This window comes from Vibrio tritonius (assembly GCF_001547935.1).
GTDB lineage: Bacteria > Pseudomonadota > Gammaproteobacteria > Enterobacterales > Vibrionaceae > Vibrio > Vibrio tritonius.
This window is the reverse complement of the sequence record NZ_AP014635.1, coordinates 1,938,460-1,959,503: the sequence shown is the minus strand read 5'-3', so window position 1 is coordinate 1,959,503 and position 21,044 is coordinate 1,938,460. Positions and strand designations below refer to the sequence as shown.

General features: G+C 42.8%; 22 protein-coding genes, 2 tRNA genes and 1 riboswitch. Of the genes, 18 read left to right on the top strand and 6 right to left on the bottom strand.

Going from position 1 to position 21,044, the window contains the following annotated elements:
- Window positions 1-438: 438 nt before the first annotated feature.
- The gene (locus tag JCM16456_RS08605) at window positions 439-1,410 is read left to right on the top strand and encodes a chemotaxis protein CheV (RefSeq protein WP_068713825.1); all 972 of its coding nucleotides are present in this window, start codon (window positions 439-441) and stop codon (window positions 1,408-1,410) included.
- A 210-nt stretch (window positions 1,411-1,620) separates the two neighbouring features.
- Window positions 1,621-2,289 carry a DUF2726 domain-containing protein gene (locus JCM16456_RS08600; protein WP_068713824.1) on the top strand — a complete coding sequence of 223 codons (669 nt, stop codon included), beginning with the start codon at window positions 1,621-1,623 and terminating at the stop codon, window positions 2,287-2,289.
- On the opposite strand, the gene JCM16456_RS24195 is transcribed toward JCM16456_RS08600, so the two are convergent.
- Window positions 2,286-3,356, bottom strand: coding sequence for a GGDEF domain-containing protein (locus JCM16456_RS24195; RefSeq protein WP_068713823.1), 1,071 nt, complete (start codon window positions 3,354-3,356; stop codon window positions 2,286-2,288). The genes JCM16456_RS08600 and JCM16456_RS24195 overlap by 4 nt on opposite strands.
- A gap of 265 nt (window positions 3,357-3,621) precedes the next feature.
- On the opposite strand from JCM16456_RS24195, the gene JCM16456_RS08590 reads away from it, so the two are divergent.
- Together JCM16456_RS08590 and JCM16456_RS08585 are read left to right on the top strand one after the other, a co-directional pair.
- Window positions 3,622-3,698 (top strand) — tRNA-Val (locus tag JCM16456_RS08590).
- 23 nt (window positions 3,699-3,721) lie between these two features.
- Window positions 3,722-3,798, top strand: a tRNA-Val gene (locus tag JCM16456_RS08585).
- A 127-nt stretch (window positions 3,799-3,925) separates the two neighbouring features.
- Here the strand turns inward: JCM16456_RS08585 and JCM16456_RS08580 are convergent.
- Together JCM16456_RS08580 and JCM16456_RS23650 are read right to left on the bottom strand one after the other, a co-directional pair.
- A complete protein-coding gene (locus JCM16456_RS08580) occupies window positions 3,926-5,191 on the bottom strand; it encodes a CobW family GTP-binding protein (RefSeq protein WP_068713822.1) in 1,266 nt (421 codons plus the stop codon).
- A gap of 168 nt (window positions 5,192-5,359) precedes the next feature.
- Complete coding sequence (locus JCM16456_RS23650; RefSeq protein WP_156430486.1) at window positions 5,360-5,527, bottom strand: hypothetical protein; 168 nt, start codon at window positions 5,525-5,527, stop codon at window positions 5,360-5,362.
- A 158-nt stretch (window positions 5,528-5,685) separates the two neighbouring features.
- Here JCM16456_RS23650 and JCM16456_RS08575 point away from each other — a divergent pair, with 158 nt between their 5' ends.
- The 3 genes from JCM16456_RS08575 to JCM16456_RS08565 all read left to right on the top strand — a co-directional run bounded on the left by JCM16456_RS08575 (window position 5,686) and on the right by JCM16456_RS08565 (window position 8,112).
- Window positions 5,686-6,615 carry a helix-turn-helix domain-containing protein gene (locus JCM16456_RS08575; protein ID WP_068713821.1) on the top strand — a complete coding sequence of 310 codons (930 nt, stop codon included), beginning with the start codon at window positions 5,686-5,688 and terminating at the stop codon, window positions 6,613-6,615.
- A gap of 146 nt (window positions 6,616-6,761) precedes the next feature.
- Window positions 6,762-7,646 carry an arginase family protein gene (locus JCM16456_RS08570; protein WP_068713820.1) on the top strand — a complete coding sequence of 295 codons (885 nt, stop codon included), beginning with the start codon at window positions 6,762-6,764 and terminating at the stop codon, window positions 7,644-7,646.
- Window positions 7,647-7,836: 190 nt separating this feature from the next.
- Window positions 7,837-8,112 (top strand): hypothetical protein, encoded by a 276-nt coding sequence (locus JCM16456_RS08565; protein ID WP_068713819.1) that lies wholly within the window; start codon window positions 7,837-7,839, stop codon window positions 8,110-8,112.
- Window positions 8,113-8,339: 227 nt separating this feature from the next.
- On the opposite strand, the gene JCM16456_RS08560 is transcribed toward JCM16456_RS08565, so the two are convergent.
- Complete coding sequence (locus tag JCM16456_RS08560) at window positions 8,340-8,957, bottom strand: 3'-5' exonuclease (protein ID WP_068713818.1); 618 nt, start codon at window positions 8,955-8,957, stop codon at window positions 8,340-8,342.
- Window positions 8,958-9,254: 297 nt separating this feature from the next.
- Here JCM16456_RS08560 and JCM16456_RS08555 point away from each other — a divergent pair, with 297 nt between their 5' ends.
- The 8 genes from JCM16456_RS08555 (at window position 9,255) to JCM16456_RS08525 (ending at window position 15,269) form a co-directional block, all read left to right on the top strand.
- Complete coding sequence (locus tag JCM16456_RS08555; RefSeq protein ID WP_068715990.1) at window positions 9,255-9,797, top strand: sugar O-acetyltransferase; 543 nt, start codon at window positions 9,255-9,257, stop codon at window positions 9,795-9,797.
- A gap of 111 nt (window positions 9,798-9,908) precedes the next feature.
- Window positions 9,909-10,970 carry a sensor histidine kinase gene (locus JCM16456_RS08550; RefSeq protein WP_408068368.1) on the top strand — a complete coding sequence of 354 codons (1,062 nt, stop codon included), beginning with the start codon at window positions 9,909-9,911 and terminating at the stop codon, window positions 10,968-10,970.
- On the top strand, window positions 10,960-11,658 hold the full coding sequence (locus tag JCM16456_RS08545) for a response regulator transcription factor (RefSeq protein WP_068713817.1): 699 nt from the start codon (window positions 10,960-10,962) through the stop codon (window positions 11,656-11,658). Before JCM16456_RS08550 ends, JCM16456_RS08545 begins: the two co-directional genes overlap by 11 nt.
- A 59-nt stretch (window positions 11,659-11,717) precedes the next feature.
- Complete coding sequence (locus JCM16456_RS08540; protein WP_231894397.1) at window positions 11,718-13,154, top strand: TrkH family potassium uptake protein; 1,437 nt, start codon at window positions 11,718-11,720, stop codon at window positions 13,152-13,154.
- A 446-nt stretch (window positions 13,155-13,600) separates the two neighbouring features.
- On the top strand, window positions 13,601-13,750 hold the full coding sequence (locus JCM16456_RS24000; protein ID WP_162266518.1) for a hypothetical protein: 150 nt from the start codon (window positions 13,601-13,603) through the stop codon (window positions 13,748-13,750).
- Between the two features lie 50 nt (window positions 13,751-13,800).
- Entirely contained in the window at window positions 13,801-14,196 is a 396-nt protein-coding gene (locus JCM16456_RS08535; RefSeq protein ID WP_231894396.1) for an NUDIX domain-containing protein, read from the top strand.
- Between the two features lie 237 nt (window positions 14,197-14,433).
- Complete coding sequence (locus JCM16456_RS08530) at window positions 14,434-14,784, top strand: GlpM family protein (RefSeq protein ID WP_068713815.1); 351 nt, start codon at window positions 14,434-14,436, stop codon at window positions 14,782-14,784.
- Between the two features lie 59 nt (window positions 14,785-14,843).
- Window positions 14,844-15,269 (top strand): gamma-glutamylcyclotransferase family protein, encoded by a 426-nt coding sequence (locus JCM16456_RS08525; protein ID WP_068713814.1) that lies wholly within the window; start codon window positions 14,844-14,846, stop codon window positions 15,267-15,269.
- Between the two features lie 45 nt (window positions 15,270-15,314).
- On the opposite strand, the gene JCM16456_RS08520 is transcribed toward JCM16456_RS08525, so the two are convergent.
- Together JCM16456_RS08520 and add are read right to left on the bottom strand one after the other, a co-directional pair.
- Window positions 15,315-17,195 carry a putative bifunctional diguanylate cyclase/phosphodiesterase gene (locus JCM16456_RS08520; protein WP_068713813.1) on the bottom strand — a complete coding sequence of 627 codons (1,881 nt, stop codon included), beginning with the start codon at window positions 17,193-17,195 and terminating at the stop codon, window positions 15,315-15,317.
- A gap of 438 nt (window positions 17,196-17,633) precedes the next feature.
- Window positions 17,634-18,626 (bottom strand): adenosine deaminase, encoded by a 993-nt coding sequence (add, locus tag JCM16456_RS08515; RefSeq protein ID WP_068713812.1) that lies wholly within the window; start codon window positions 18,624-18,626, stop codon window positions 17,634-17,636.
- Between the two features lie 25 nt (window positions 18,627-18,651).
- Window positions 18,652-18,750: riboswitch (purine riboswitch) on the bottom strand.
- Window positions 18,751-19,142: 392 nt separating this feature from the next.
- Here add and JCM16456_RS08510 point away from each other — a divergent pair.
- The 3 genes from JCM16456_RS08510 to JCM16456_RS08500 all read left to right on the top strand — a co-directional run bounded on the left by JCM16456_RS08510 (window position 19,143) and on the right by JCM16456_RS08500 (window position 20,990).
- Window positions 19,143-19,868 (top strand): riboflavin synthase, encoded by a 726-nt coding sequence (locus JCM16456_RS08510; protein WP_068713811.1) that lies wholly within the window; start codon window positions 19,143-19,145, stop codon window positions 19,866-19,868.
- Window positions 19,861-20,415, top strand: coding sequence for a GNAT family N-acetyltransferase (locus JCM16456_RS08505; protein WP_068713810.1), 555 nt, complete (start codon window positions 19,861-19,863; stop codon window positions 20,413-20,415). The genes JCM16456_RS08510 and JCM16456_RS08505 overlap by 8 nt, the downstream gene beginning before the upstream one ends.
- Before the next feature lie 140 nt (window positions 20,416-20,555).
- Window positions 20,556-20,990 carry a GNAT family N-acetyltransferase gene (locus JCM16456_RS08500; protein ID WP_068713809.1) on the top strand — a complete coding sequence of 145 codons (435 nt, stop codon included), beginning with the start codon at window positions 20,556-20,558 and terminating at the stop codon, window positions 20,988-20,990.
- The last annotated feature ends 54 nt before the right edge of the window (window positions 20,991-21,044 follow it).

Below are 21,044 nucleotides of genomic sequence, written 5' to 3'. Positions count from 1 at the left end.
GTGAAACTCAATTGATAGAGCTATCGCTAGACGACTATAAGATCAGCATCTAAAGTTTATCTCGAGTTTGTGGTATCACTGAGTCGTGAAGAGGAAAATGCTATTGGGAGGATTAATTGGTTTCAATTATTAAAGTATTAGTCCAATCTGCCGCCATAGTTAAGAATAAATTAATGATAAAATAATGGCTTAGAGTGACGTTATGGCTTTTGAAATTCAAAAGTGCATTATCAAAGTCTAGCCTAGAGAAATAAATTGATAAGCTAAGAATTTTTGAGCTAAATTATTGATAAAGTAGACGCTTATACTAATAGATTACGGTATAGTAGAGTCGCTCAACAAGGAGGCGCTTTTGCGCTTGATGAGCAACGACAGTGATTTATCGGCTTGATGCCGTGAGCGTGGCAAAAACATTCATCCCGGGACGATGTGATAATTATGAGTAAAGCAAGCAGTTCAATCTTACTAGAAAGTGGCACCAATGAACTTGAGATCATTGAGTTCCATCTCGAGAAGGTGTTACCAAATGGTAAGACGAAAACCTGTTACTACGGTATTAACGTTGCCAAAGTACGTGAAGTCATTAGAGTGCCTGAAACCACCGATTATCCTAATGCTCAACCTCACATGATTGGTGTGTTCTCATCCCGGGAGATACTGACGCCTTTAGTTGATTTGGCAGGGTGGCTGGGAGTGCCAGTGAGTCCTGACATCAACAAAAAATATGTGATCGTCACCGACTTCAACCGCATGACAAATGGCTTTTTAATCGACAGTATCAGTCGAATTCATCGTATTTCTTGGAATGATGTTGAGTCCCCGAGTCAATTTCTTGAAGCGGGCGAACAAGACTGTGTGGTTGCGGTTGTTCGTCAAGACGATAAGCTAATTATGATTCTGGATTTTGAGAAAATCATTGCTGACATCAACCCTGAACTCAGCATGGAAAAATACGACGTTAAAGTGGACCGTACAGTCGATCTTAACCGCAAAATGGTGGCCAAACGTAACGGGAAAACCGTTATGGTTGTGGATGATTCCGCCTTTATTCGTAGCTTGATTCAAGACACGCTAAGCTCAGCAGGTTACAACATCATTGCTTGTAAAGATGGTGGCGAGGCGTTTGAGAAATTGACCGAGATTGCTAACCATTCTAAATCGGAAGGTGTTTCCACCGATGATTTTGTTAATGCGGTCGTGACCGATGTAGAAATGCCACGCATGGACGGTATGCACTTAGTGAAGCGTCTTCGTGATAGTGAGGCGTATAAAGAGTTACCTATTGTTATGTTCTCGTCGTTAATGAGTGATGATAACCGTGAAAAAGCGTTGGCTCTGGGGGCAAATGACACGATTACCAAACCAGAGATCGGTAAGATGGTTACCTTGATGGATAAATTTGTTTTTTAACTAAAAACAATAGATTTGAACGGAGCCGAGATGGCTCCGTTTTTATTTGAGCCGTTTTTATTTTGTAGTAGGGACATACCAATCACAACTCACATAGTCGCGGCTTTGCTCTTTTAACAGCATCATAGCGCAAATATTTGGATTGCCTCTGGTAATTCCCTTAAAATATCGTTAATTATGTACTCTCATCTGTGTGGAGCTTTTATCACCATGGTCAACATATTTATTGTCGTTGTTGTATTGGTTGCTTTTTTTTACTTTGCTCAAAAATATCTTCTGAAACAAGAAAATACAGCAGAATACCAATATCGCAAAAAAGGCCCCTTGCTCAATATGTCGGAAGGCGCATTTTACAATGCACTAGTCGCTGCAGTGGGCGGGCATGGTGTGATTTTATCGAAAGTGGCCATGGGAACCGTGCTTGTTCCGCATAAAACTAAGAACAAAAAAGAGTGGTTTATTGCCAACAATCAGATTGCCAAAAGTTACTTCGATTATGTTGTGTGTGATGCTCGCACGCTTGAACCTCGAGTGATTATCGAGTTGGACAATGGGCGAGAGTTGGATAAAGGAAAAATTGATCGCCAGAAGCTCATCATGCAAGTGTGTAAATCGGCGGGGCTGCCATTAATTGGTGCGAATATTAAATACAGCTATCAGGTGGGAAAACTTCGCCGCTTGTTGGCAGCTCATATTGATTTGATTGAATCAGATAAAGAAGTACGTTTTTGCAAACGTTGTGGTAGCCCAATGGTGGTTAAAGTGGCAACTCAAGGGGAATTTAAAGGGCGACGCTTTTTTACCTGTAGCCGTCAGCCCCATTGTACCTACACCGAAAACTACAATGTTGTTTTCGATGATGAAGAGATAGATTCTTAGAGATGTGCTTCTTGTTGAGGAGATACTGTCGTTGTTGGTAACTCCTCTTTTGGAACAGAACATAAACGCACCTGATTACGACCACACTCCTTTGCGCGATATAGCTCTTTATCGGCCATACGCAACAAATCCCCAAGGTGATGACCCGGCTGATAGCTACAGATACCGACGCTCAGTGTAAGGTGAATGTGTTGATCGTTATAGACGTAAGGATTACTGGCGACTAAATGGCGAATTCTCTCACCAACGGTTTCGGCGTGGTCGACAGATTGATTAAAGAGTGTGACGCAGAATTCTTCACCACCAATACGATACAGATTATCGTCCCCAACAATTTGCATAATCAATTGACTGGTTTCAATTAAAACCTTATCACCCACGTCATGCCCATATCGATCGTTTATTGATTTGAAAAAATCCAAGTCAATAATCAATAAACTGAGCGATTCATCGTGGCGATGGCGCTCAAAATGCCCAAATGCTGTCGTCAATGCGAGCCGATTATGTGTACTTGTTAGTGCATCGCGTGAGGCTAGGCTACTTAGAGTTTGTTCTACGTCTCTGCGGTTACCTTCATAGATATGCGAAATTAGCCAAACTGTACAATAACTACTGATTAAGTTTACAAGTAAACCTGCTACAGAATGGTCGCCTACGTGAAAAACTCTGTACCCCAAAATACATAGCTGCAGTACAAAGATTGCAATTGAAGCATAAAAGCCATGCCTGCGACCTAATAATGCATACATAAGCAGTGGACATAATGTTATCCATAGAAGGTTATAGTTATCTAAGGGTAGACAGGCGTTCCCATAAGTAATGATGAGAATAATAAGATAAACAAAATTGCGTACGTTTCTTTCCGTATGCTGGTTTTTCTTTGCCAAAAAGTAGATGTGCAAAGAGTAAGCGCAAAAGACCAGATGAATTGCGCCGGTCAAAATAGAGTCCAGTTGGATCAAATAGAAAAGCGCGAGACAGGCTGATACAGCTGTTGAAAACAGACTGACTCCAGAAAGTAACGATGCTCTAATGGTGTGAGAGTGATCGAAAAGTTTTGCATCCATGCGAACTAGCCAAGTTAATGATTTTATGGTTATTGTTTATACAGTGTCATCATACCCATTTCTCACTGTTAGTACATAGGATTTTTGAATCAGATTCACAAAAAGTGATGCAGTGCTCGATTTGGGTTTATTTGCACCAAAGTAGGCAGTATGGAATAAAAAATAACCAAAATGATCGCGAAAAAGCCAATTGATTCAAAAAGTAAGAATTTGCACTTGCACGACTCTAAAACAGTCGCTAATATCCATCTCGTTCCCAAGCAGTGCGTCCGTAGCTCAGTTGGTTAGAGTATCGCCTTGACATGGCGGGGGTCGGTGGTTCGAATCCACTCGGACGCACCAAATATCTTGGAACATCACAATGTGCGTCCATAGCTCAGTTGGTTAGAGTATCGCCTTGACATGGCGGGGGTCGGTGGTTCGAGTCCACTTGGACGCACCAAAATTTAAAACAAAGCCCGCTTTTAGCGGGCTTTGTTGTTTCTAAGCATTTTTCTTCAAAGATTTATCCCATCCTGCGAATACATTACTGTGTACCCAGTCGCCTCTTGGTAAAGAGAAATCCATGGCTATTGTATTATTGTGGTTTTCGGCCATGGGTCGGGAAATGAGATGCCTTGCTGCCAATCTCGAATTTCACGGTCAGTTAAAAAGCAGCGTTTCAGGGCCTTAGTGAAGGTGGTGAGCTGAGCTTTATCACCGATGACGATTAATCTACAGCGACGGTCGCCAAATCGACCGTTGTGCTTTTCGATTTTGTCTTGCAGGATACGCTGCTCGTCTAGTGTTAACCCATGATCATCTTGTTCTAATATGGCAGAGCGCCAAGTGCCTATTTGCTCAAGTCCAATACTGCCCGCAGTCTGATTCCACAGCAAAGCATGGGAAGTGCGTGTGGCTAGCCAGAAAAAGCCTTTACTGCGATAGATTTGTTTACCTAAATAGTGATGATAAGTATCCCAAAGCCGCTGCGGATGAAAAGGGCGGTCATCTTCAATGAGCATCGTTTCCATTTGATATAGAGATGATTTTGCACTGTCTTGTACAACGACGTCTTTAAGTTCGTCAATCAGTTGCTCTACTAAGGAAAAACGATAGGTGGGTAACTGCATCAGCTCTGCAAATGCCAACTTGCCCCACGAAACCGCTAAGATGGGCACGTACGGGTTTATCTTTTGCAAAGCTTGGCCAATCTGTTGAACTTGTTCTGCGTTTAAGCGCTCGGTTTTGGTCAGGATTACATGGCTGGCAAAGAGCACCTGTTCGGCCAACAGATTGTTGATGTCTCGTTTCCCTTGTATCAGATTGGCTTGCAGATCGGTAACTAGGTTCTGACCATATGAAAAATCTTGCGCTAACATCACGCTATCCATCAGGGAGAGTACGCCCGTTAACTTGATTCGACTTTGCTGACGACAGTAATCAATCAACGGCAGTGGATGCGCGCTTCCGGAGGTTTCGATAATCAGTAGTTGCGGCGTGTGGTGCGTCAATAAGGTTGATATAGCGCCATCTAACTTCTCGATTCCCGCAGGTGTGCTAAGGCTCTCGCCAGCGATTGAAATGAGGCTGTGGTGTTTCTTGTCGACCACATCAACGTTTTCCACCAAGGTACCGTCGACATCGAACCCATTGAGTTCATTGACGATCACACCAATTGATCTATTTTGCTGATGACTTTGAATCACTAAGTTACGCAATAAGGTGGTTTTACCCGAGCCGAGAAAACCGCTTAGGATAACAACAGGAATAGGTTGTACTTCACCATTACTGTATACTTCATCAGCGTCGGGTGAGATAACGGATAAATCGCCGGATGAATTTTTTCTTATCATGGTTAGCGCCATTGTGATTAACTAGAAATGTTATAACATTACATTTTGGCAAGTTCAATCACAAAAATAGTCGGGGGATCTGGGTTGAGATATACCCAAGTAACCTCAAGATGCGGTTTCAGCGAGAATGTATTCGCTTATAGGCAAGGCACCGATTTGAATACATAGTTATTCTACGTAGAAAATCGGTAACGCAGCATAGAAGCGAATACAACTCGCCCTTTGGGAGCTCATCAACAAGCCCATTTCTGCGCTCAATGACGTTGAAAGGGAATGACCATTCCTGCCGTCATTGAGCTTGACCTGTGCTCGTTGATGAAGCTCTGAAGTCTGCATCTTGAGGTCATTTGGGTATAGAGATAGGCATCGACTGATACTGAAGTGCTATTTGGGGGGGAGGCGACTTTTGTCGCGCCAACTAAGCTTGTACTATAGGGACAATGGCAATTAACCCAGACACAGAAAGTGTGATGTTTTTGAAAGGATAAAAATGTATGGTGAAACGCTTTTCAACCCATAACATTGTAGATTCTAAACGCTTTGATTATTGGCAAGGGCTAATTGAATCAACCTATTACACGCCCACCTATAACCGTCGTTTGAGCAGTGAAGGATTTGATGGATCACTGGAAGTGAAACGTTTTGGTGGTTCATTGTTCACGCGAATCAAATCCACACCAATTGAGTATTGTGATTATCGCCCTGATCAAAATGACAATATTTTGGTTGCTCTCTCTTTTTGCCAGCGGGCAATTTTAACCCAAAATGGTCGTACTTTTGAGCAAAAGCCAGGGGACATTTTGGTGTATGACAGTGCCCAGTCATTCTCTTGCCATTTCCCAAGTGGCGATGATCAAATGGTCATGTCGATTCCACGCGGGTTGTTTTTATCGCATTTTAATCAGCCTGATAAGGTGATTAATCAGGTATTGCCAAGCCACTCATTGTTAGGCAACGTCTCGGTTTCGTTAATGCAAAGCATTTGGCAAGTTCAAGAGCAAGAGTCTGCTGTGGGTGACAAGATGATTTCATCGATGTTAACCATGTTGGATTCGGCATACGACGCGGAAAATGGCCAACCACTGTCTTTAAAAGCCAACGAGAAACTGTATAAAGTACAAAAATATTTGCTTGATAGAATTGATGATTCGTCATTAACCATTGAATCAATTGCTAAAGACAACAATATGTCGGCACGCACGCTTAATCGGTTGTTTGCTGCGGAACAAACCACCGTGATGCGTTGGTTATGGCAACAGCGTTTGAGTGCTTGTTATAAAGCGTTGCTGAGTCGCCGCTATAGTACCATCACCGAAACTGCATTTACTTTTGGTTTTTCTAACATGACGCATTTTAGTCGCTTGTTTAAAGAAACTTACGGGATTACGGCCAAGCAGCTCCTCAATAACAAGAGCCCACTTTAATCTTTGAGCATGGCGCTCACAGCAAAGCATTTGTCCTCCTCAGACTAACGGATTCATTCTCCGTGCTTCCATAATGAGTGTCGATTAAACACCGACACAATTTTGAATGTTCAGCTATGGGCTGAGTATTGAGGAGTGAATGTTTTATGGCTGATTCAGCACAAAAGAAACCGTTACGTCTGTTTTTTCCCCAATGGCAGGGTGGGGATAATCCGCCATACCATTTTGGTGCGCAATTACTCAATTGGTTAGCTCCTGATCCAACCGGGCCGGTTGAAGAAGTGAAGGTCGCTGAGCCGACATCAAAAGGGTTAAGCAATGAACAAGGGATTGTTGGACGGAAAGCATTGCTAGCGCAATTAGTGGATGCTCGTGCGAAGATCGACAAACATCAACCAGACAGCATCATCGTCATCGGTGGTGATTGCTTAGTCGATTTGGCGCCATTTGCTTATCTTAACGAACGTTACGATGGTGAATTGGCTATTTTATGGGTTGATGCACACCCAGATATCATGGGACCTGAGCAGTTTGAACATGCCCACGCACATGTGCTTGGCAACCTACTTGGCCAAGGTGATAGCGAATTTACCGCTCACGTAAAACAAACGGTTAAAGCAAGCAATGTTTGCTATGTTGGTGTGAACAATACCACAGAGTGGGAAACCCACGAAATGGAACGTTTAGGCTTGCAGAACATCTCTCCCGCTGAACTGGCTGAAAAAGGTACTCAAGCGGTCGTTGACTGGTTTAAATCCACCGGCGCTAAACATTTAGCGGTGCACCTTGATTTGGATGTGCTTGACCCAACAACTTTCCGCGGTCTGCTATTTAGCAAACCGGATGCGGAGCCAAATGAGTTTGACGGCATCGCACAAGGCCAACTTACGATGCAGCAGGTGGTAAATGTGCTGCGTGATGTAGCAAAAGTTGCTGATGTGGTTGGTTTAGGCGTAGCAGAACACCTTCCCTGGGATGCGATTGCCATGAAGAACATGCTCGCAAGTTTGCCTCTGCTTGGTGACAATTAAGTTTGACATGACCGAGCGCTCTTATCTTTGCAATATGCCTGTCAAATTTCATTTTGGTTTTCTTTTTGGGGACCTCGAATGTCTTAATGCCGCACATTTATTGCCCTTTCGGCTAATGTTATGGAGCTATTCTTGTATTAAACTACGCTCATATTGTTTAAATCGTAAACAATATGAAAAGGAGTTAAAAATGGTACAGGCTAGTGTGGGCAATTGGAGCCCTTATGAAGAACTAACAGATGAAACTCAACACGTCTTCGCTGATGGGATAGAAGGTCTGATGGGAGTCGATTACAAGCCGTTAGCCGTGGCTCATCAAATCGTCGCTGGAATGAACTACTCGTTCTTTTGTAACGCTCAAGTGACTTATCCCGGCGCTCCAAGCTACCCAGCGATTGTAAATATGTATCGTAACTTAGATGGCCATGTTGCTATTACCCATATTCAACGTATTAGCCAAATTTAGGGTGACGTTGCATTACTATCCTTTGCCGCCATTATCTGCATAGTTAAAGGCGACGATTGGTATAGCAATGCTCTCAGCTTAGTCATCAATGGTATGGAGAGTTATTGGGTTGGATAAGGACATTGAGCCACAATAGCATTGGTGACGAATTAGATATCCGTTTTACCCGCATTAGGCGCGCTCGGATTCATTGCGAATGAGTGTTGTGTGAGTGCGCCTAAGTGTTTTTATCCTATCTCTTTTGAGAGTAAGGCCGGAATGGCAGCTTTATTAGTCCGGCTGATCTTCTGCATTAACGCTATGTTTGGCGACATCACACCTTGCTCGGCAAGTTCATCGAGCATCAATAGCCATAATTTGGCTGTCATCTCCGCATCGGCTAAGGCCCGGTGAAATGTACCGTCATTTTCAATCTGCTTAAAACGCACTAAATCACCCAGCTTATGAGTTGGTGCATTGGGGATAAGGCGTCTTGCGATGAGCATCGAGCAGGCGAATGGCCCCGGATAATGCGCGTTTATCCGTTCAAATTCGGCATCCAGAAAGCGTTTATCAAATGATGCATTGTGCGCCACAAGGGGACTGTCGCCAATAAACTCGGCAAATTCTTGCATCACTTCCTTTGCTTTAGGTGCATGAGAAAGCATGGAATTGGTAATACCCGTAAAAGAAGAAATGAATGGGCTAACGGGAAAACCAGGATTCATCAACTGCTGAAAGGAGCCAACCTTAACCCCATCAACCAGTTTGACCGCGCCAATTTCAATCGCACGGTCGCCCATATTCGGGGATAATCCCGTGGTCTCAAAGTCAAGTACGACAACGGTATTAGCGGGTTGAAACATAGTCAGGTCCTAATGAAATAAGTAACTTGGCGAAGTATACGGAAATAATCTTGTGAAATCAGTGGGTATACGTTTATTTGCTGATATTGTGCTCAGAGGGGATGTGAATGACCAACCTCTTTGTATGTGCTTTTTTCCAATTCTGCTAGGAAGTTAGGAATAAACAGAGGCAATGATTGAGAAACACGATGAATACGGTAGACTCGAACAGTATTCAAATCATAAGAGGCTTTGATTGTGGCGTATCCATCTTTTTCCGATATTTTACTAAATGGTGATGATAGTCAGTGGGTGGCGATGTGTGATGGTGAAAACTACTATTCAGAAGATGACACCTTAGTTGCGCTGCGCGCACGAGCTCGTGATTTGTTAGACGATTTCCATCAGTTACGCAGTCGGGAAGGCGATGCGCGCAATGCAATCATTCGTCAATTGTTCGGTCAAGTTGGTGAACGTTTTCATATCAGTGGCCGTTTTGCGTGCGATTATGGCCACAATATTCGGGTAGGGGAAAACTTCTACATGAATACGGATGGTGTAATTTTGGATTGTGCGCCTGTGACTATCGGGGACAACTGTTTAATTGGCCCGCAAGTTGGTATTTATACCGCAGGTCATCCTCTGGATTTAACGCTGCGTAAATCGGTTGAGTTTGCCAAGCCGATTACCATAGGCGACGAGTGCTGGATTGGCGGTCATGCAACGATTAACCCAGGAGTAACCTTGGGCAATAACGTGGTGGTCGCGTCCGGCAGCGTGGTAACCAAAAGCTTTGGCGATAATGTGGTGATTGGCGGCAACCCGGCAAAATTATTGCGCCAATTAGAGGTTGAAGCCTAACTTAGACGCAAAAATGCCCAGAGAAGCGTAAACTAACCACGTTATTGACGTGCTTTTTTACGCTTTTTTTACGCGCCAAGAAAATAAGGGTTTGATAGAGTGCCGCCACTGATGAACAAGATGACGATCTCCATGACACCGACAACAATTGGTCAGCGTTGGCTCTTTACCGCAATCATTGTATCGACTGCATTAGTTTGCAGCTACGGACTTGATGTCGCATTAGAGTCGGCCGTTGCCGTGTTATTGTTATTAGAACTTGCGGTGGTGCTGGTCGCTTTTTACTGCGATGGTAAATACGCATTTATTGCGGCTATTATCGGGGCTGTGTGTTTTAATTTCTTGTTTACGATTCCGCGTTTTTCTTTGGTGATGTGGCGACAAGATGACATTATTAATCTCCTAGTGTTTATTGGTGTCGCCTTATTGACCAGCCAATTGGCGGAGCGGTATAAGCGTCAACAAGATGCGTTAAAACAAGCGCAGTTACGCAACCAGATACTCTTATCTGTCTCTCACGATTTGCGCACTCCTTTGGCGACCATTATTGGCACGTTAAGTACTTTGAAAGAGTATCAAGCGTTGCTCTCGAAAGTGGAAACCGATGAGTTGCTCGACAGCGCCACGCAAGAGAGTCATCGCCTTCATCAGTACATTGAAAACTTGTTGCAAGCGACCAAGCTGCAACACGGTGCTTTGAAAGTCAATAAGGAAGAAGAGTCGCTGTTACAGGTCGTTTCCCTCGTATTAGCACGCTTAGGCGAGCGAGCGTCGCGAGTGGTAGTGGATAACAAGCAGCCTCTGCCTATGCTGTCGTTAAGTTCTAGTTTGATCTCACAAGCGCTGTTTAATGTGGTGGATAATGCGCTGCGTTATTCTCCGCTCGACTCTATAGTGACGTTGTCACTTTATCTGGAGGGGAATGCAGTTATTTTGGATGTAAAAGACCAAGGTATTGGATTTTCACCAGAACAAGCGGAGCAAATGTTTGAGCTATTCTACTCGCAAAAAGGGCTTAAACATAACGACAGTGGTACCGGATTAGGGTTAGCGGTTGCTCGAGGTTTGATTGCAGCTCACCAAGGCTCAATTGAGGCGATTGCTCAGCAAGAGGGCAGCACATTTCGGATCACCTTACCGATTCAATCGGGAGTAACACATTGTGGCGCATAAAATTTTAGTGGTAGATGATGAGCTGCAAATTCATACCTTTATTCGTATCTCGCTGGTGGCTGAGGGATTAGAATATTGCGGCGCGCACTCTATTGCTGAAGCGATGGTTATGTTGGAGCAAGGCGGAATTGATGCCGTGGTATTGGATTTAGGTTTACCTGATGGTGATGGTATTCGTTTACTTGATCACCTAAGAAGCCAGAGCCGTATTCCGGTGTTGATCTTGACCGCCCGTGATGAAGAAGACGAAAAAATACGGTTGCTCGAAGCTGGGGCAAACGACTATCTGAGTAAGCCTTTTGGTATCAGAGAGTTAATGGTCCGCATTAAAGTGTTACTCCGGGATTTAGTTGATGAGACAAAAGGGGCAGATGAATTGCACTGTGGACGAATTCGTTTGCTGCAAAACAGTCATCAGCTTTGGCTTGATGAGCAAGAACTGGCATTAACTAAAAAGGAATTCGCCTTTTTGTGCATGTTAGCCAAACATCCGAACAAACTGATCAAACAAACCGATCTTCTAAAAAATATTTGGGGAGCCACCCACACCGAAGATACTCATTACCTGAGAGTGTTGGTTAGCCAACTACGGCGCAAGTTGCGCGACAGTGTCGATGAACAGCAGCTACTAAAAACGGAACCTGGCTTAGGTTACCGGCTGCTTACTCAGGTCTTAACCAAACAGTAATCTTTCTGCAAATCATGAACATTCACTCATATTTACGCTCTCACTCAAGGGTGGGAACCGTGCTGCATCTTTGTAGCTTTCTGATCATCATTTACAGCTTAACCATGTTAGTGCCTATGGGCGTTGCTTGGCTGTATCGCGATGGTTATATCACGCCCTTTTTCCTCACGTGTGTTGTTTCGTTAGTGATTGGTTTAATCGGTTGGAAGCTCACGAATAAAAGCGAGGATAAGTATTTACAAAAGCGCGATGGTTTTATGGTGGCCTGTCTATTTTGGCTGATTTTCTCCATCATGAGTGCAATGCCATTTTATCTCGATCGTCGTCTCGACCTCTCTTTTACCGATGCGTTATTTGAGGGGGTTTCCGGTATCACCACAACAGGGGCGTCGGTGCTAGCGAATATTGATAGCTTGCCTAAGTCGATATTGTTTTTTCGCGCGCAGCTCAATTTCCTCGGTGGTCTCGGGATCATCGTATTGGCCGTTGCCATCATGCCTTTTCTAGGGATTGGTGGTGCAAGGCTTTATCAATCTGAAATGCCGGGACCAATGAAAGAGGAAAAACTCACGCCGCGTTTGGCCGATACGGCACGCAGCATGTGGGGCTTGTACAGTTTACTTGCTGTGGTAACAACGTTGGCCTATTACTGGGCAGGTATGAACTGGTTCGATGCCATTTGTCATAGTCTATCAACGGTTTCACTGGGCGGTTTTTCTACACATGGCGATAGCTTGGGGTATTACAATAGCGTTGCCATAGAATTGGTTGGAGGCGTATTTTCTATATTCGCTGCGGTCAATTTCTCACTCTACTATGTGGCGATCATGAAACGCAGTTTGAAACCGATTTGGAGTAATTCGGAATTCAAATTCATGATGCTCATCATGGGTATTGTGGTATTGATTACTTGGTTAGAACTGATACGTACCCACACTTTTGGTTTATCAGATGCCTTTGTGCACGGTTTTTTCCAAGCCGTATCGGTTATGACCGATAATGGCTTAGGTGCTGCAGGTTTCCCGCAGTGGCCAGATGCGGTGGTGTTACTTTTAATGGGAGCCAGTTTCTTTGGTGGCTGCTTTGGTTCAACCTGTGGTGGCATTAAAGCGATGCGTTTTTTGTTATTGTTTCGCCAAGGTCGGACAGAGATACACCAGCTAGTGCGTCCTAATGCACTATTGACCACTAAAGTGGCGGGAGAGAAGGTCAATGATCGTGTAATGCGCTCAGTTTGGGGGCTGTTTTTCCTATGGATCTTTTTTACCTGCTTCTTTATTTGGGGGCTGGTCGCCATCGGGCACGATTTCAAGACGGCTTATGGTACGGTCGCGGCTTGTATAAATAACATGGGATTAGGGTGGGGAGAAACGGCTGCTGGGTTTGCTCCATTAAAAGACCCTGCTAAATGGTTAATGTGTTTAGCTATGATATTTGGCCGACTGGAAATTTTCCCCGTTCTCATCATCTTTTCTAAGGCATTTTGGCGCTATTAACTCAGTATGGCTCTGACATAGCGGAATTTTGTAAGTTTACGATTCTCACGATAACGGCCTCGTCGCTATGATACTTATCAAACGACGAATCCTTTACTAACGACGTCAGAGAGTTAGAAGGTAGACCCGCAAAGGGTTGGCTATTTATCAGTGAGCAAAATGATAATAATCGGCACCAAAGAGTGTCATGCCACTGAGCTAAGCAAAATGGAGCTAAGATTCTTCTTAGCTCCATTTTTTTGATATTTATTTGTGATGTGAATGCTCAATGAGTTAATGATAATGGCAGGTTTTTGTGTACATAACCTCTGTGAAATTAATGTCTAACTTTGTCAATTTGGAGATTGAAACTTTACGTCAAAGAGGTAATCTGAAACTAACCTGCCATAAAAGAGCAGAGTCAAAACAGATGTACACAACACAAAAACAGGGAAGAAATGATGCGCATGAAAACAGGTAATGGCAAGTTTTATGCCTGGGGATTAGGATTAGGCACTTTAGTAGGATGGTCGATGGGAAACATGGCACTAGGCTTGATATTCGGCACTCTATTAGGGCTTGGAGTGGATCAAATTAAATCAATCAACATACATTAATCTGAGTAAGATAGTTCGCCCCCCATAAAAACGGAAAAGGAGAGCTTATTGTGGATGTAGTACACATTATTTTTGCGCAAGATAACCATGTATTACTTGGTTATCGGGAGAATACTCGTCATCTAAGTGATTTATGGGGGCTGCCGTTCGGTAGAGTTGAACCCAATGAGTCTCCGGCTCAAGCGGCCATTCGAGAAGCAAAAGAAGAAGTCGGCGTTGAAGTCACATCGTTATCACTGATTTGCGATATCTTTGATGAAAATGACGGTTTGTGCCATTACGTGTTCTATTGCCATGAGTGGCAAGGTGAATTACATAACGCTGAGCCTCATTTGTGCAGAGAGATACGTTGGTACCCATTCGATACTCTGCCAAGTAATTGTACCAGCGTAACTTATCCAGCGATAAACCATTTTGTTGAATTGCAGAGTACTTCAACTCACTAGAGCAGAGGTTACTCATTACGCATCATGGTTTTTGTCGGTCGTTCTCGTTCAATCGTTTGGGTGAGATCTGCCATATCATTTAAGCACCTTATCTGTAGGCAATTCGCTTAATGATCTGGTAATGATTCTCAACTAAAAAGAAAATGTCCAAAATTGAAGCTGGTTTTTAACGCATAATTATGAGCATAATGCGCATACACAATGGTTAAGGGATACGTTTCATATAGGGATAGATGAGTGGTCGCTTTATTTGCCAAGTGCAGTTTAGGAGCGTTGGCTGTATTGCTGATTGCGTTATTGTCGAAGAGTAAGAGTTTCTATATTTCAGGTTTGGTGCCACTGTTTCCTACCTTCGCGTTGATTGCTCACTACATTGTTGGTTCTGAGCGAACAATGGAAGAATTACGGTCAACAGTCTTATTCGGGCTCTATTCTCTGCTTCCTTACGCGGCATATTTGGTCGCTGTTTATTATTTTAGCTATCGCTACAACTTGATGTGGACATTGACTTTAGCAACGTTAGTGTGGGGCGCCTTTGCCGCGGTTCTTTTGGTAGGTTGGACTAAATGGTATGCGGTGGCTCTATGACATTTTTGAGTGTACCGAGAATGGTACATCTTTCTGCCGACAGAAATAAGGATATTTCCATGCATAAGGTGTTTGTCTTTGGGACATTAAAAGAAGGTTTTCCGAACTTTGCCATCAATAAAGGTGTGCGTTACCCGGGAAACTTTCAAACGAAGAATCGTTACCCTCTTTATTTGGTAGGGGAACGTTATTCACCTTGGTTGATTTTAAATCGCGGCTTCGGCCATCAGGTTCAGGGACAAGTTTTTCTTGTTGATGATGGCGTATTAGGTGAGATGGATGTGCTCGAACGCATTGATGTCGCTGATGGTTATCGTCGTGTTGAACTGACGGTCATTGAACAAGTGACGGGTGAGGAGCTAGAAGTGTATGCTTACGGCAAGCCACTTGAACAATTATATGGAGCGCATATTCAACAAGAGATACAAGGGGATTACACTCTTGCTCATTCTGCTCTTTATCGCTCTAGACAAGCAGTAGCATAGCTTGTTAAATCAGAGATAAACAAGCCATGCTATCGTAAATTACGGTTATTCGTAAGCCAGTTGCGTGAGCATGGTTTCAAACGATACTGGTTTGCTAAACAAGTATCCTTGAATAAAATCGACATCACTTGAACGTAGAATCGCGAGTTGTTCGGGTAACTCTACACCTTCAGCAATCACTTTACTGTTAATGGTGTGCGCCATCTTAGTAACAGCAGAAACGATGCTTTGGTCCTTTTCATTATTGCAGATATCGTCAACGTAAGTTTTGTCGATTTTAATGAAATCGACACTTAAGTTCTTAAGAACAGAAATGGATGAAAAGCCAGTTCCAAAATCATCTACTGAAATCATGATACCTTTATTTTTTAGGCGTTTGATCACATTGCTCAGTCGAGCCAAATTAGAAATCATCGCGGTTTCCGTAATTTCTAAATGAATATTTTGAGTAATGATAGAATATTGATGAATGAGAAAATCAAGATAATTAATAAAATCATCATGCTCAAATTCTATGGCGGAAACGTTTATCGATATCGCGACCTGAGGATGGCGTTGATTCACTCTATTAAGAGCCATCAACGACATTTTCATGATTAACTTACCCAGATCTGTGATCAAGCCGTTTTCTTCTGCTATTGCAATAAATTCGTCTGGGGCAATAGGCTCTCCCGCGACTTTCCAACGTACGAGAGCTTCAAAGCTATGGATGCGTTGTGTCTTTATATCAACAATCGGTTGATAATTCATGAAAAAAGTCTGGTTTTCAATGGCTTTGAGCATTTCTGATCTTAAATATTCTTTGCGTTCATATTGATCTTGAATATCTTGATCGAATGCTCGAACACGAATATGGTTTTTCTTTCCATCGCTCATCGCCAATTGCGCGTTTTTAATTGCTCTCAATATTGGCATTGGTTCACTGCCGTCAAAATAACCAATGTGAAAGGTGAGAGATACGCGAATATTATTATGCTGAATTGGCTCAGAAAGTTTCTCTCTTACTAAATCAATATACTCATTTACGGTATAGGTCGATTGAGTTGAAAGATAAATAATAAACTCATCGTTGCCCCAACGAGCAGAAACTGAACCGTAATATTTATCTATGTTAGTTAATCGCTTACCAATAAGAGTTAATACTAAGTCGCCAAATTCATGGCCGTAATTATCGTTAATAATATGAAAGGCTTCCAAATTAATATGGATAAAAGTTTCGATATTATTTTGTTGTTCAAAAGCTTGATCTTGAACCATTTCAACTTTAGTTGTGAAGCTAGTCCGGTTATATAATCCGGTGAGCATATCTTTCTGTTCAAGGGTTAAAATCTTTGCCGTTCGTTTTTCTACTTCACTTTCTAAGTTAGCAACCAAGCTCTCGACATGAAGCTGGCTACGAATCGAGTTGATGATAAAGGTTGAGCTACGTACTGCGCTAAGGCAAAGCGCAATGGCATAGCCAATCCCCATGATGCCAATCGCTTTTTCATCCGGTCCCATTCCCATTAGCACTAAACAGAAGGGAATCACCGTAATAGTCGTAAAGGCGATTGAAGAGCGTAAATCAGCGGACAGCAAGCTGGCACTACCGCCAGACATGCCACAAAAGATGATAAGTGCAACCATCTCTTGCTTTATCGTAAAGTTCTGGTGGAACAGATAGGGGTAACTGGCCCAAACAACACCTGCGAGGACCACACCAAAAAAATGGAAATCTAACTTATGAGGATTGGTCGAACTAATACCGTAATGAAAAAAGAGCCGTAACGCTGAGACGGCGTAGATAGAGAACATCCAAAAAAGTTTGTCTGTGCTGATGCCGTCATAGATCCCACTAATCACCAAAATGGTGGAGATACCTATGTTTACTGAAACTAAAAAAGGCAAGTTCGCTGAAAACACTTTCAGACGTTCAGTCTTGTACATTTAAGGACCTGTGCATGATATATCTTAAGCATTCAATAAAGAATTCAAAACTAATTCTTGACCGATTAGTTAGAGCATTTTAATAAGCGTTAATCGACCAAATTGTTTTGAATAAAAGTGCAATGAGATTCTTATTCCGACACCAGTCGATAGAGTCATTGCAATGAGTTCACTAAAAAATAAAATCTTTCTTTGAACTTTATTGTAAAAAAGTGCAAAGAAAGATTCGCATGGAGATAATAGTGAATTTAAGTAAAAACTAATGCTAACTTTACCACTTATTGATTGGTAAATAAAATATAAAGTTAATAGCATTGCAATTTGCTGAGTATAAATGAATCAGCTTAAGTGTTGGAAACGATCCCATAAATTCAATAAAAAAGGGAAGTAATACTTCCCTTAACTCTTTAACCGTGTCGTGAGGTCATTTGGGTATATCTATATAAAACTTAGTAGATGCTGTTTTACCTCGTCTGTGGCAAACGCATTCGCGACGCTGGTTTTGTAAATTGCCGCGTAATCTTCGAAAGTCAGCTCAAATTGCTCAAACACCTTACGGACTTCGTCTGTCATTGTGGTATTAGAAACCGTGCGGTTGTCGGTATTGATTGTGATAAGAATACTATCTTTATAGAACGCTTTAATTGGATGACTACTTAAGTTATCCACTGCTTTGGTTTGTACGTTACTGCTTGGGCACGTTTCTAATGTAATAGACTCTTGCTTCACCAACTGATACGCATCGGCGTGGTTCTTAATATGAATACCATGTCCAACACGCTCAGCACCTAAGAGGCTCACGGCGTCATAGACATTCTGTCCGCAACCTTGTTCGCCAGCATGAATGGTGACTCGATAACCTTTTTCAATCGCGTATTGCGCATATGGAATGAATTCATGGCAAAAACCGTCCGCTTCACCACCGGCTAAGTCGAAAGCAACCACTCCGTCATTGAGATATTTTGCACCGGCATCAAGAACCGACTTAATGGTTTCTTTTGGCATGTGACGCAAAATAGAGAGAATGTAGTTACCCTTGATGTCGTACATTTCTTCTGCACGTTTCATGCCTTTCACTGCACTGCTGATTACTTGGTCAAGTGTCAGCCCTTGATTGAGGTGTAACATTGGGCCATAGCGCATTTCAAGGTATTTGACGTTCTCTTTTGCGGCATCTTCAAATACTTCAAATGAGATACGTTCTATCGCTTCCGCTGTTTGCATTACGGAAAGGGGTAATTCGAAACGTAATAGATACTCGCCAAGGTTTGGGCAAGTCTCAGGAGCAATCATTAAAGAGCGAATGGTTTCGATATCGTCACTTGGTAGAGTGATATTTTGTTCTCGAGCCAAATCAATGATGGTTTCAGGACGTACGCTACCGTCTAAATGACAATGGAGGTCTATTTTTGGAAGGTTGTGATAGTTCATCAGTCTCTACCTTTACAAAATGAGGACATAAAGTTACAGACTTCATAATCAAGAGTTGAGGCTCTTGGTAGAAACTCCCAAACCTTATTATTGGGATTATACGAAGTAAATTCGCGCGAGCTTATCACTATGGCGAATGAGTTACAACTGATAGGAGGGCTTAGAGGTCTATATGGGACTGGCTAATTGGTAATTATAGCTAACGCATCTTTATGATAACTAAGTAAATAGTGGCTGATATTTGTCTCATTAGAGCGACATTGGTAAAAATAGTTGGTTGTGAACTTAATTTCACTTTTCTCAAGTGGAAAAATTGTGTCTACTCTTCTGTCTTTATGGCGTAATAATATTGATTTAAAAAGGATATTCTTGTGAATCTTGTATTAGATTTTTTTAATGCATTTGATTAGTATATCTACTCTAAATTAAATATGCCCATCCATTTTTGTAGTGAATGGTAGTCGAATTGCAAATGGACTAGTTCACGGAACTTAATTACAGTAAAGGCAATAAAAGATGTTCTCAGGTGTGGTTCAATCGTTAGGTAAAGTGTTGACTAGTGCGGAAAAAGACTCGTCTAGAGAAATTTCGTTGCGTTGCCATCATGACTTCTACTTACAGGTAGCGGCAGGTCAGTGGGTTTGTGTGGATGGGGGTCGCTTTTGCGTCACTCAGTGCCAAGCTAATGATGTTTTGGTATTACAAGCGGAACGATATCAAGAGAATGACATCGGACTTATTTCGGTGCAACCTGGGGCTTTTGTTCATCTCACCTGTGCAGATCAGCAGTCTAAGGATCGTTATGGCCATCGGTTGACCGGGAATATCGACTTTAAAGCCCAAATAAATGATGTAGATATGCGAGATCAGCAGCGAGTTTACCAATTGTCGTTTCCTAACATGTGGCATCGTTATCTGGTGGTTGGCTGTCGGGTCGCGTTAAACGGTGCCAGTGTATCTGTTTTAGAGGTGGACCAAGAGCAAAATGTCTTTACCGTTTCTTTGGCTAATACTGCATCTCAAATGAGTGTTTTTGGACAGAAGTTTGTTGGCGATTGGCTTAATGTGGAAATAGAGCGGGGCAGTCAGAAAGTGATTGAAACACTGCGCAGTTCCTTAAGTGATACGCTGGGAGACCTATACCCTGCCATTGATAGCCTGTTGGCTTTACAGGGCCTTGATTTCGACTTTCTTGGCGCTAGGGCAAAAGCAAAAGCGCTTGATGAGATAGAGCATGGCTAGGCTCTCTTCGGTTTTCATTACTCCCGCGACTGTTTTAGATTTGGATGCGTTTTATCGATACGCACAGCAACAGTTTGACACCAATGGCATGGGTAATACGCCACTATTTATGCCAGATGCGCCGGGGACATCGGTTTGGGGAGAGTCATTGAAACAGGCTTATAAACAAGGCCTTACTGCTGCTCAAAATCAACCAACATGGCGTCGTCTATGGTTAGCGAGAAACGAGCAAAAAGAGATTATTGGTGATGTGAGTTTACGCCGCGACGAATTTGATGATGATAACGACCGAGTGTGGTTAGGGATTGGGGTTGCTCATTGCTATCGTGGCCATGGGCTTGGTGAGCAGTTACTTTCTATGGTATTAGATGTCGCTAAACAAAATCAGCGCATTAATTGGGTCGACCTCAAAGTACTCGATACCAATCTGCCAGCAATTCAACTCTACCGCAAATTGGGTTTCGTGGAAGTTAGTTATATCCCAGAACGATATCAAGTCGATAATGAACCCGTAGGGGAGTTTATGATGAGTTACCAAGTGGCTTAACTCCTTCTGCACTCGAGCTTCACTTGTAAACTTTCCCTCTTGCGTTTTTTTGTCTGCCATTATCAATGGTTGTAAGGAACTTGCAGCAGTTATCCACCACTTAGTCTGGAGTGGAGTTATCAACATGGATAAATATTGCGATGCAAACCGTCACGACATTTCAACCTTCTTCTACTGATATAGGCAAGCTTTATCAGGGACTGATGTCCCTGCATGAGCAACAATTCCCCAATCTTAAAGAGCAAAACGTTGCGTGTTTTTTACACGATGATAGCGAGCGCGTGGTTGGAGGTGTTTGCGGTTCCATGTTAGCAACCAGCCTTTATATTCAATATTTATGGATTGAACCTCATCTGCGGGGTATGGGCTGGGGGCGAGCACTTATGTTGCACCTTGAAACAACGGTCAAAGAGAAAGGGATAACGCACCTTTTCGTTGATACGTTTGTCGGACAAGCGCCGAATTTTTATATCTTACTGGGCTTTAATGAAACGGGGCGTTTACGTCATTTCCCCGTGCTTGGCAGTGAGAGAATCTATTTTTCTAAAACGTTGTCGACAGAGCTTAAAAAGTAAAGGCGTTGTTGGCTTCCGACACAACGCCTTTGATCACTCGATGTTAGCGGTAAG

Coding starts and splice junctions, on each gene's coding strand:
- JCM16456_RS08520 (WP_068713813.1), bottom strand. CDS start 17,195: ATGTACAAGACTGAACGTCTGAAAGTGTTTTCAGCGAACTTGCCTTTT.
- JCM16456_RS08500 (WP_068713809.1), top strand. CDS start 20,556: ATGCAAACCGTCACGACATTTCAACCTTCTTCTACTGATATAGGCAAG.
- add (WP_068713812.1), bottom strand. CDS start 18,626: ATGAACTATCACAACCTTCCAAAAATAGACCTCCATTGTCATTTAGAC.
- JCM16456_RS08575 (WP_068713821.1), top strand. CDS start 5,686: ATGGTGAAACGCTTTTCAACCCATAACATTGTAGATTCTAAACGCTTT.
- JCM16456_RS08525 (WP_068713814.1), top strand. CDS start 14,844: ATGCATAAGGTGTTTGTCTTTGGGACATTAAAAGAAGGTTTTCCGAAC.
- JCM16456_RS08555 (WP_068715990.1), top strand. CDS start 9,255: ATGTGTGATGGTGAAAACTACTATTCAGAAGATGACACCTTAGTTGCG.
- JCM16456_RS08565 (WP_068713819.1), top strand. CDS start 7,837: ATGGTACAGGCTAGTGTGGGCAATTGGAGCCCTTATGAAGAACTAACA.
- JCM16456_RS08605 (WP_068713825.1), top strand. CDS start 439: ATGAGTAAAGCAAGCAGTTCAATCTTACTAGAAAGTGGCACCAATGAA.
- JCM16456_RS24000 (WP_162266518.1), top strand. CDS start 13,601: ATGAAAACAGGTAATGGCAAGTTTTATGCCTGGGGATTAGGATTAGGC.
- JCM16456_RS08570 (WP_068713820.1), top strand. CDS start 6,762: ATGGCTGATTCAGCACAAAAGAAACCGTTACGTCTGTTTTTTCCCCAA.
- JCM16456_RS08505 (WP_068713810.1), top strand. CDS start 19,861: ATGGCTAGGCTCTCTTCGGTTTTCATTACTCCCGCGACTGTTTTAGAT.
- JCM16456_RS23650 (WP_156430486.1), bottom strand. CDS start 5,527: ATGCAGACTTCAGAGCTTCATCAACGAGCACAGGTCAAGCTCAATGAC.
- JCM16456_RS08560 (WP_068713818.1), bottom strand. CDS start 8,957: ATGTTTCAACCCGCTAATACCGTTGTCGTACTTGACTTTGAGACCACG.
- JCM16456_RS24195 (WP_068713823.1), bottom strand. CDS start 3,356: ATGGATGCAAAACTTTTCGATCACTCTCACACCATTAGAGCATCGTTA.
- JCM16456_RS08600 (WP_068713824.1), top strand. CDS start 1,621: ATGGTCAACATATTTATTGTCGTTGTTGTATTGGTTGCTTTTTTTTAC.
- JCM16456_RS08580 (WP_068713822.1), bottom strand. CDS start 5,191: ATGATAAGAAAAAATTCATCCGGCGATTTATCCGTTATCTCACCCGAC.
- JCM16456_RS08510 (WP_068713811.1), top strand. CDS start 19,143: ATGTTCTCAGGTGTGGTTCAATCGTTAGGTAAAGTGTTGACTAGTGCG.
- JCM16456_RS08550 (WP_408068368.1), top strand. CDS start 9,909: ATGAACAAGATGACGATCTCCATGACACCGACAACAATTGGTCAGCGT.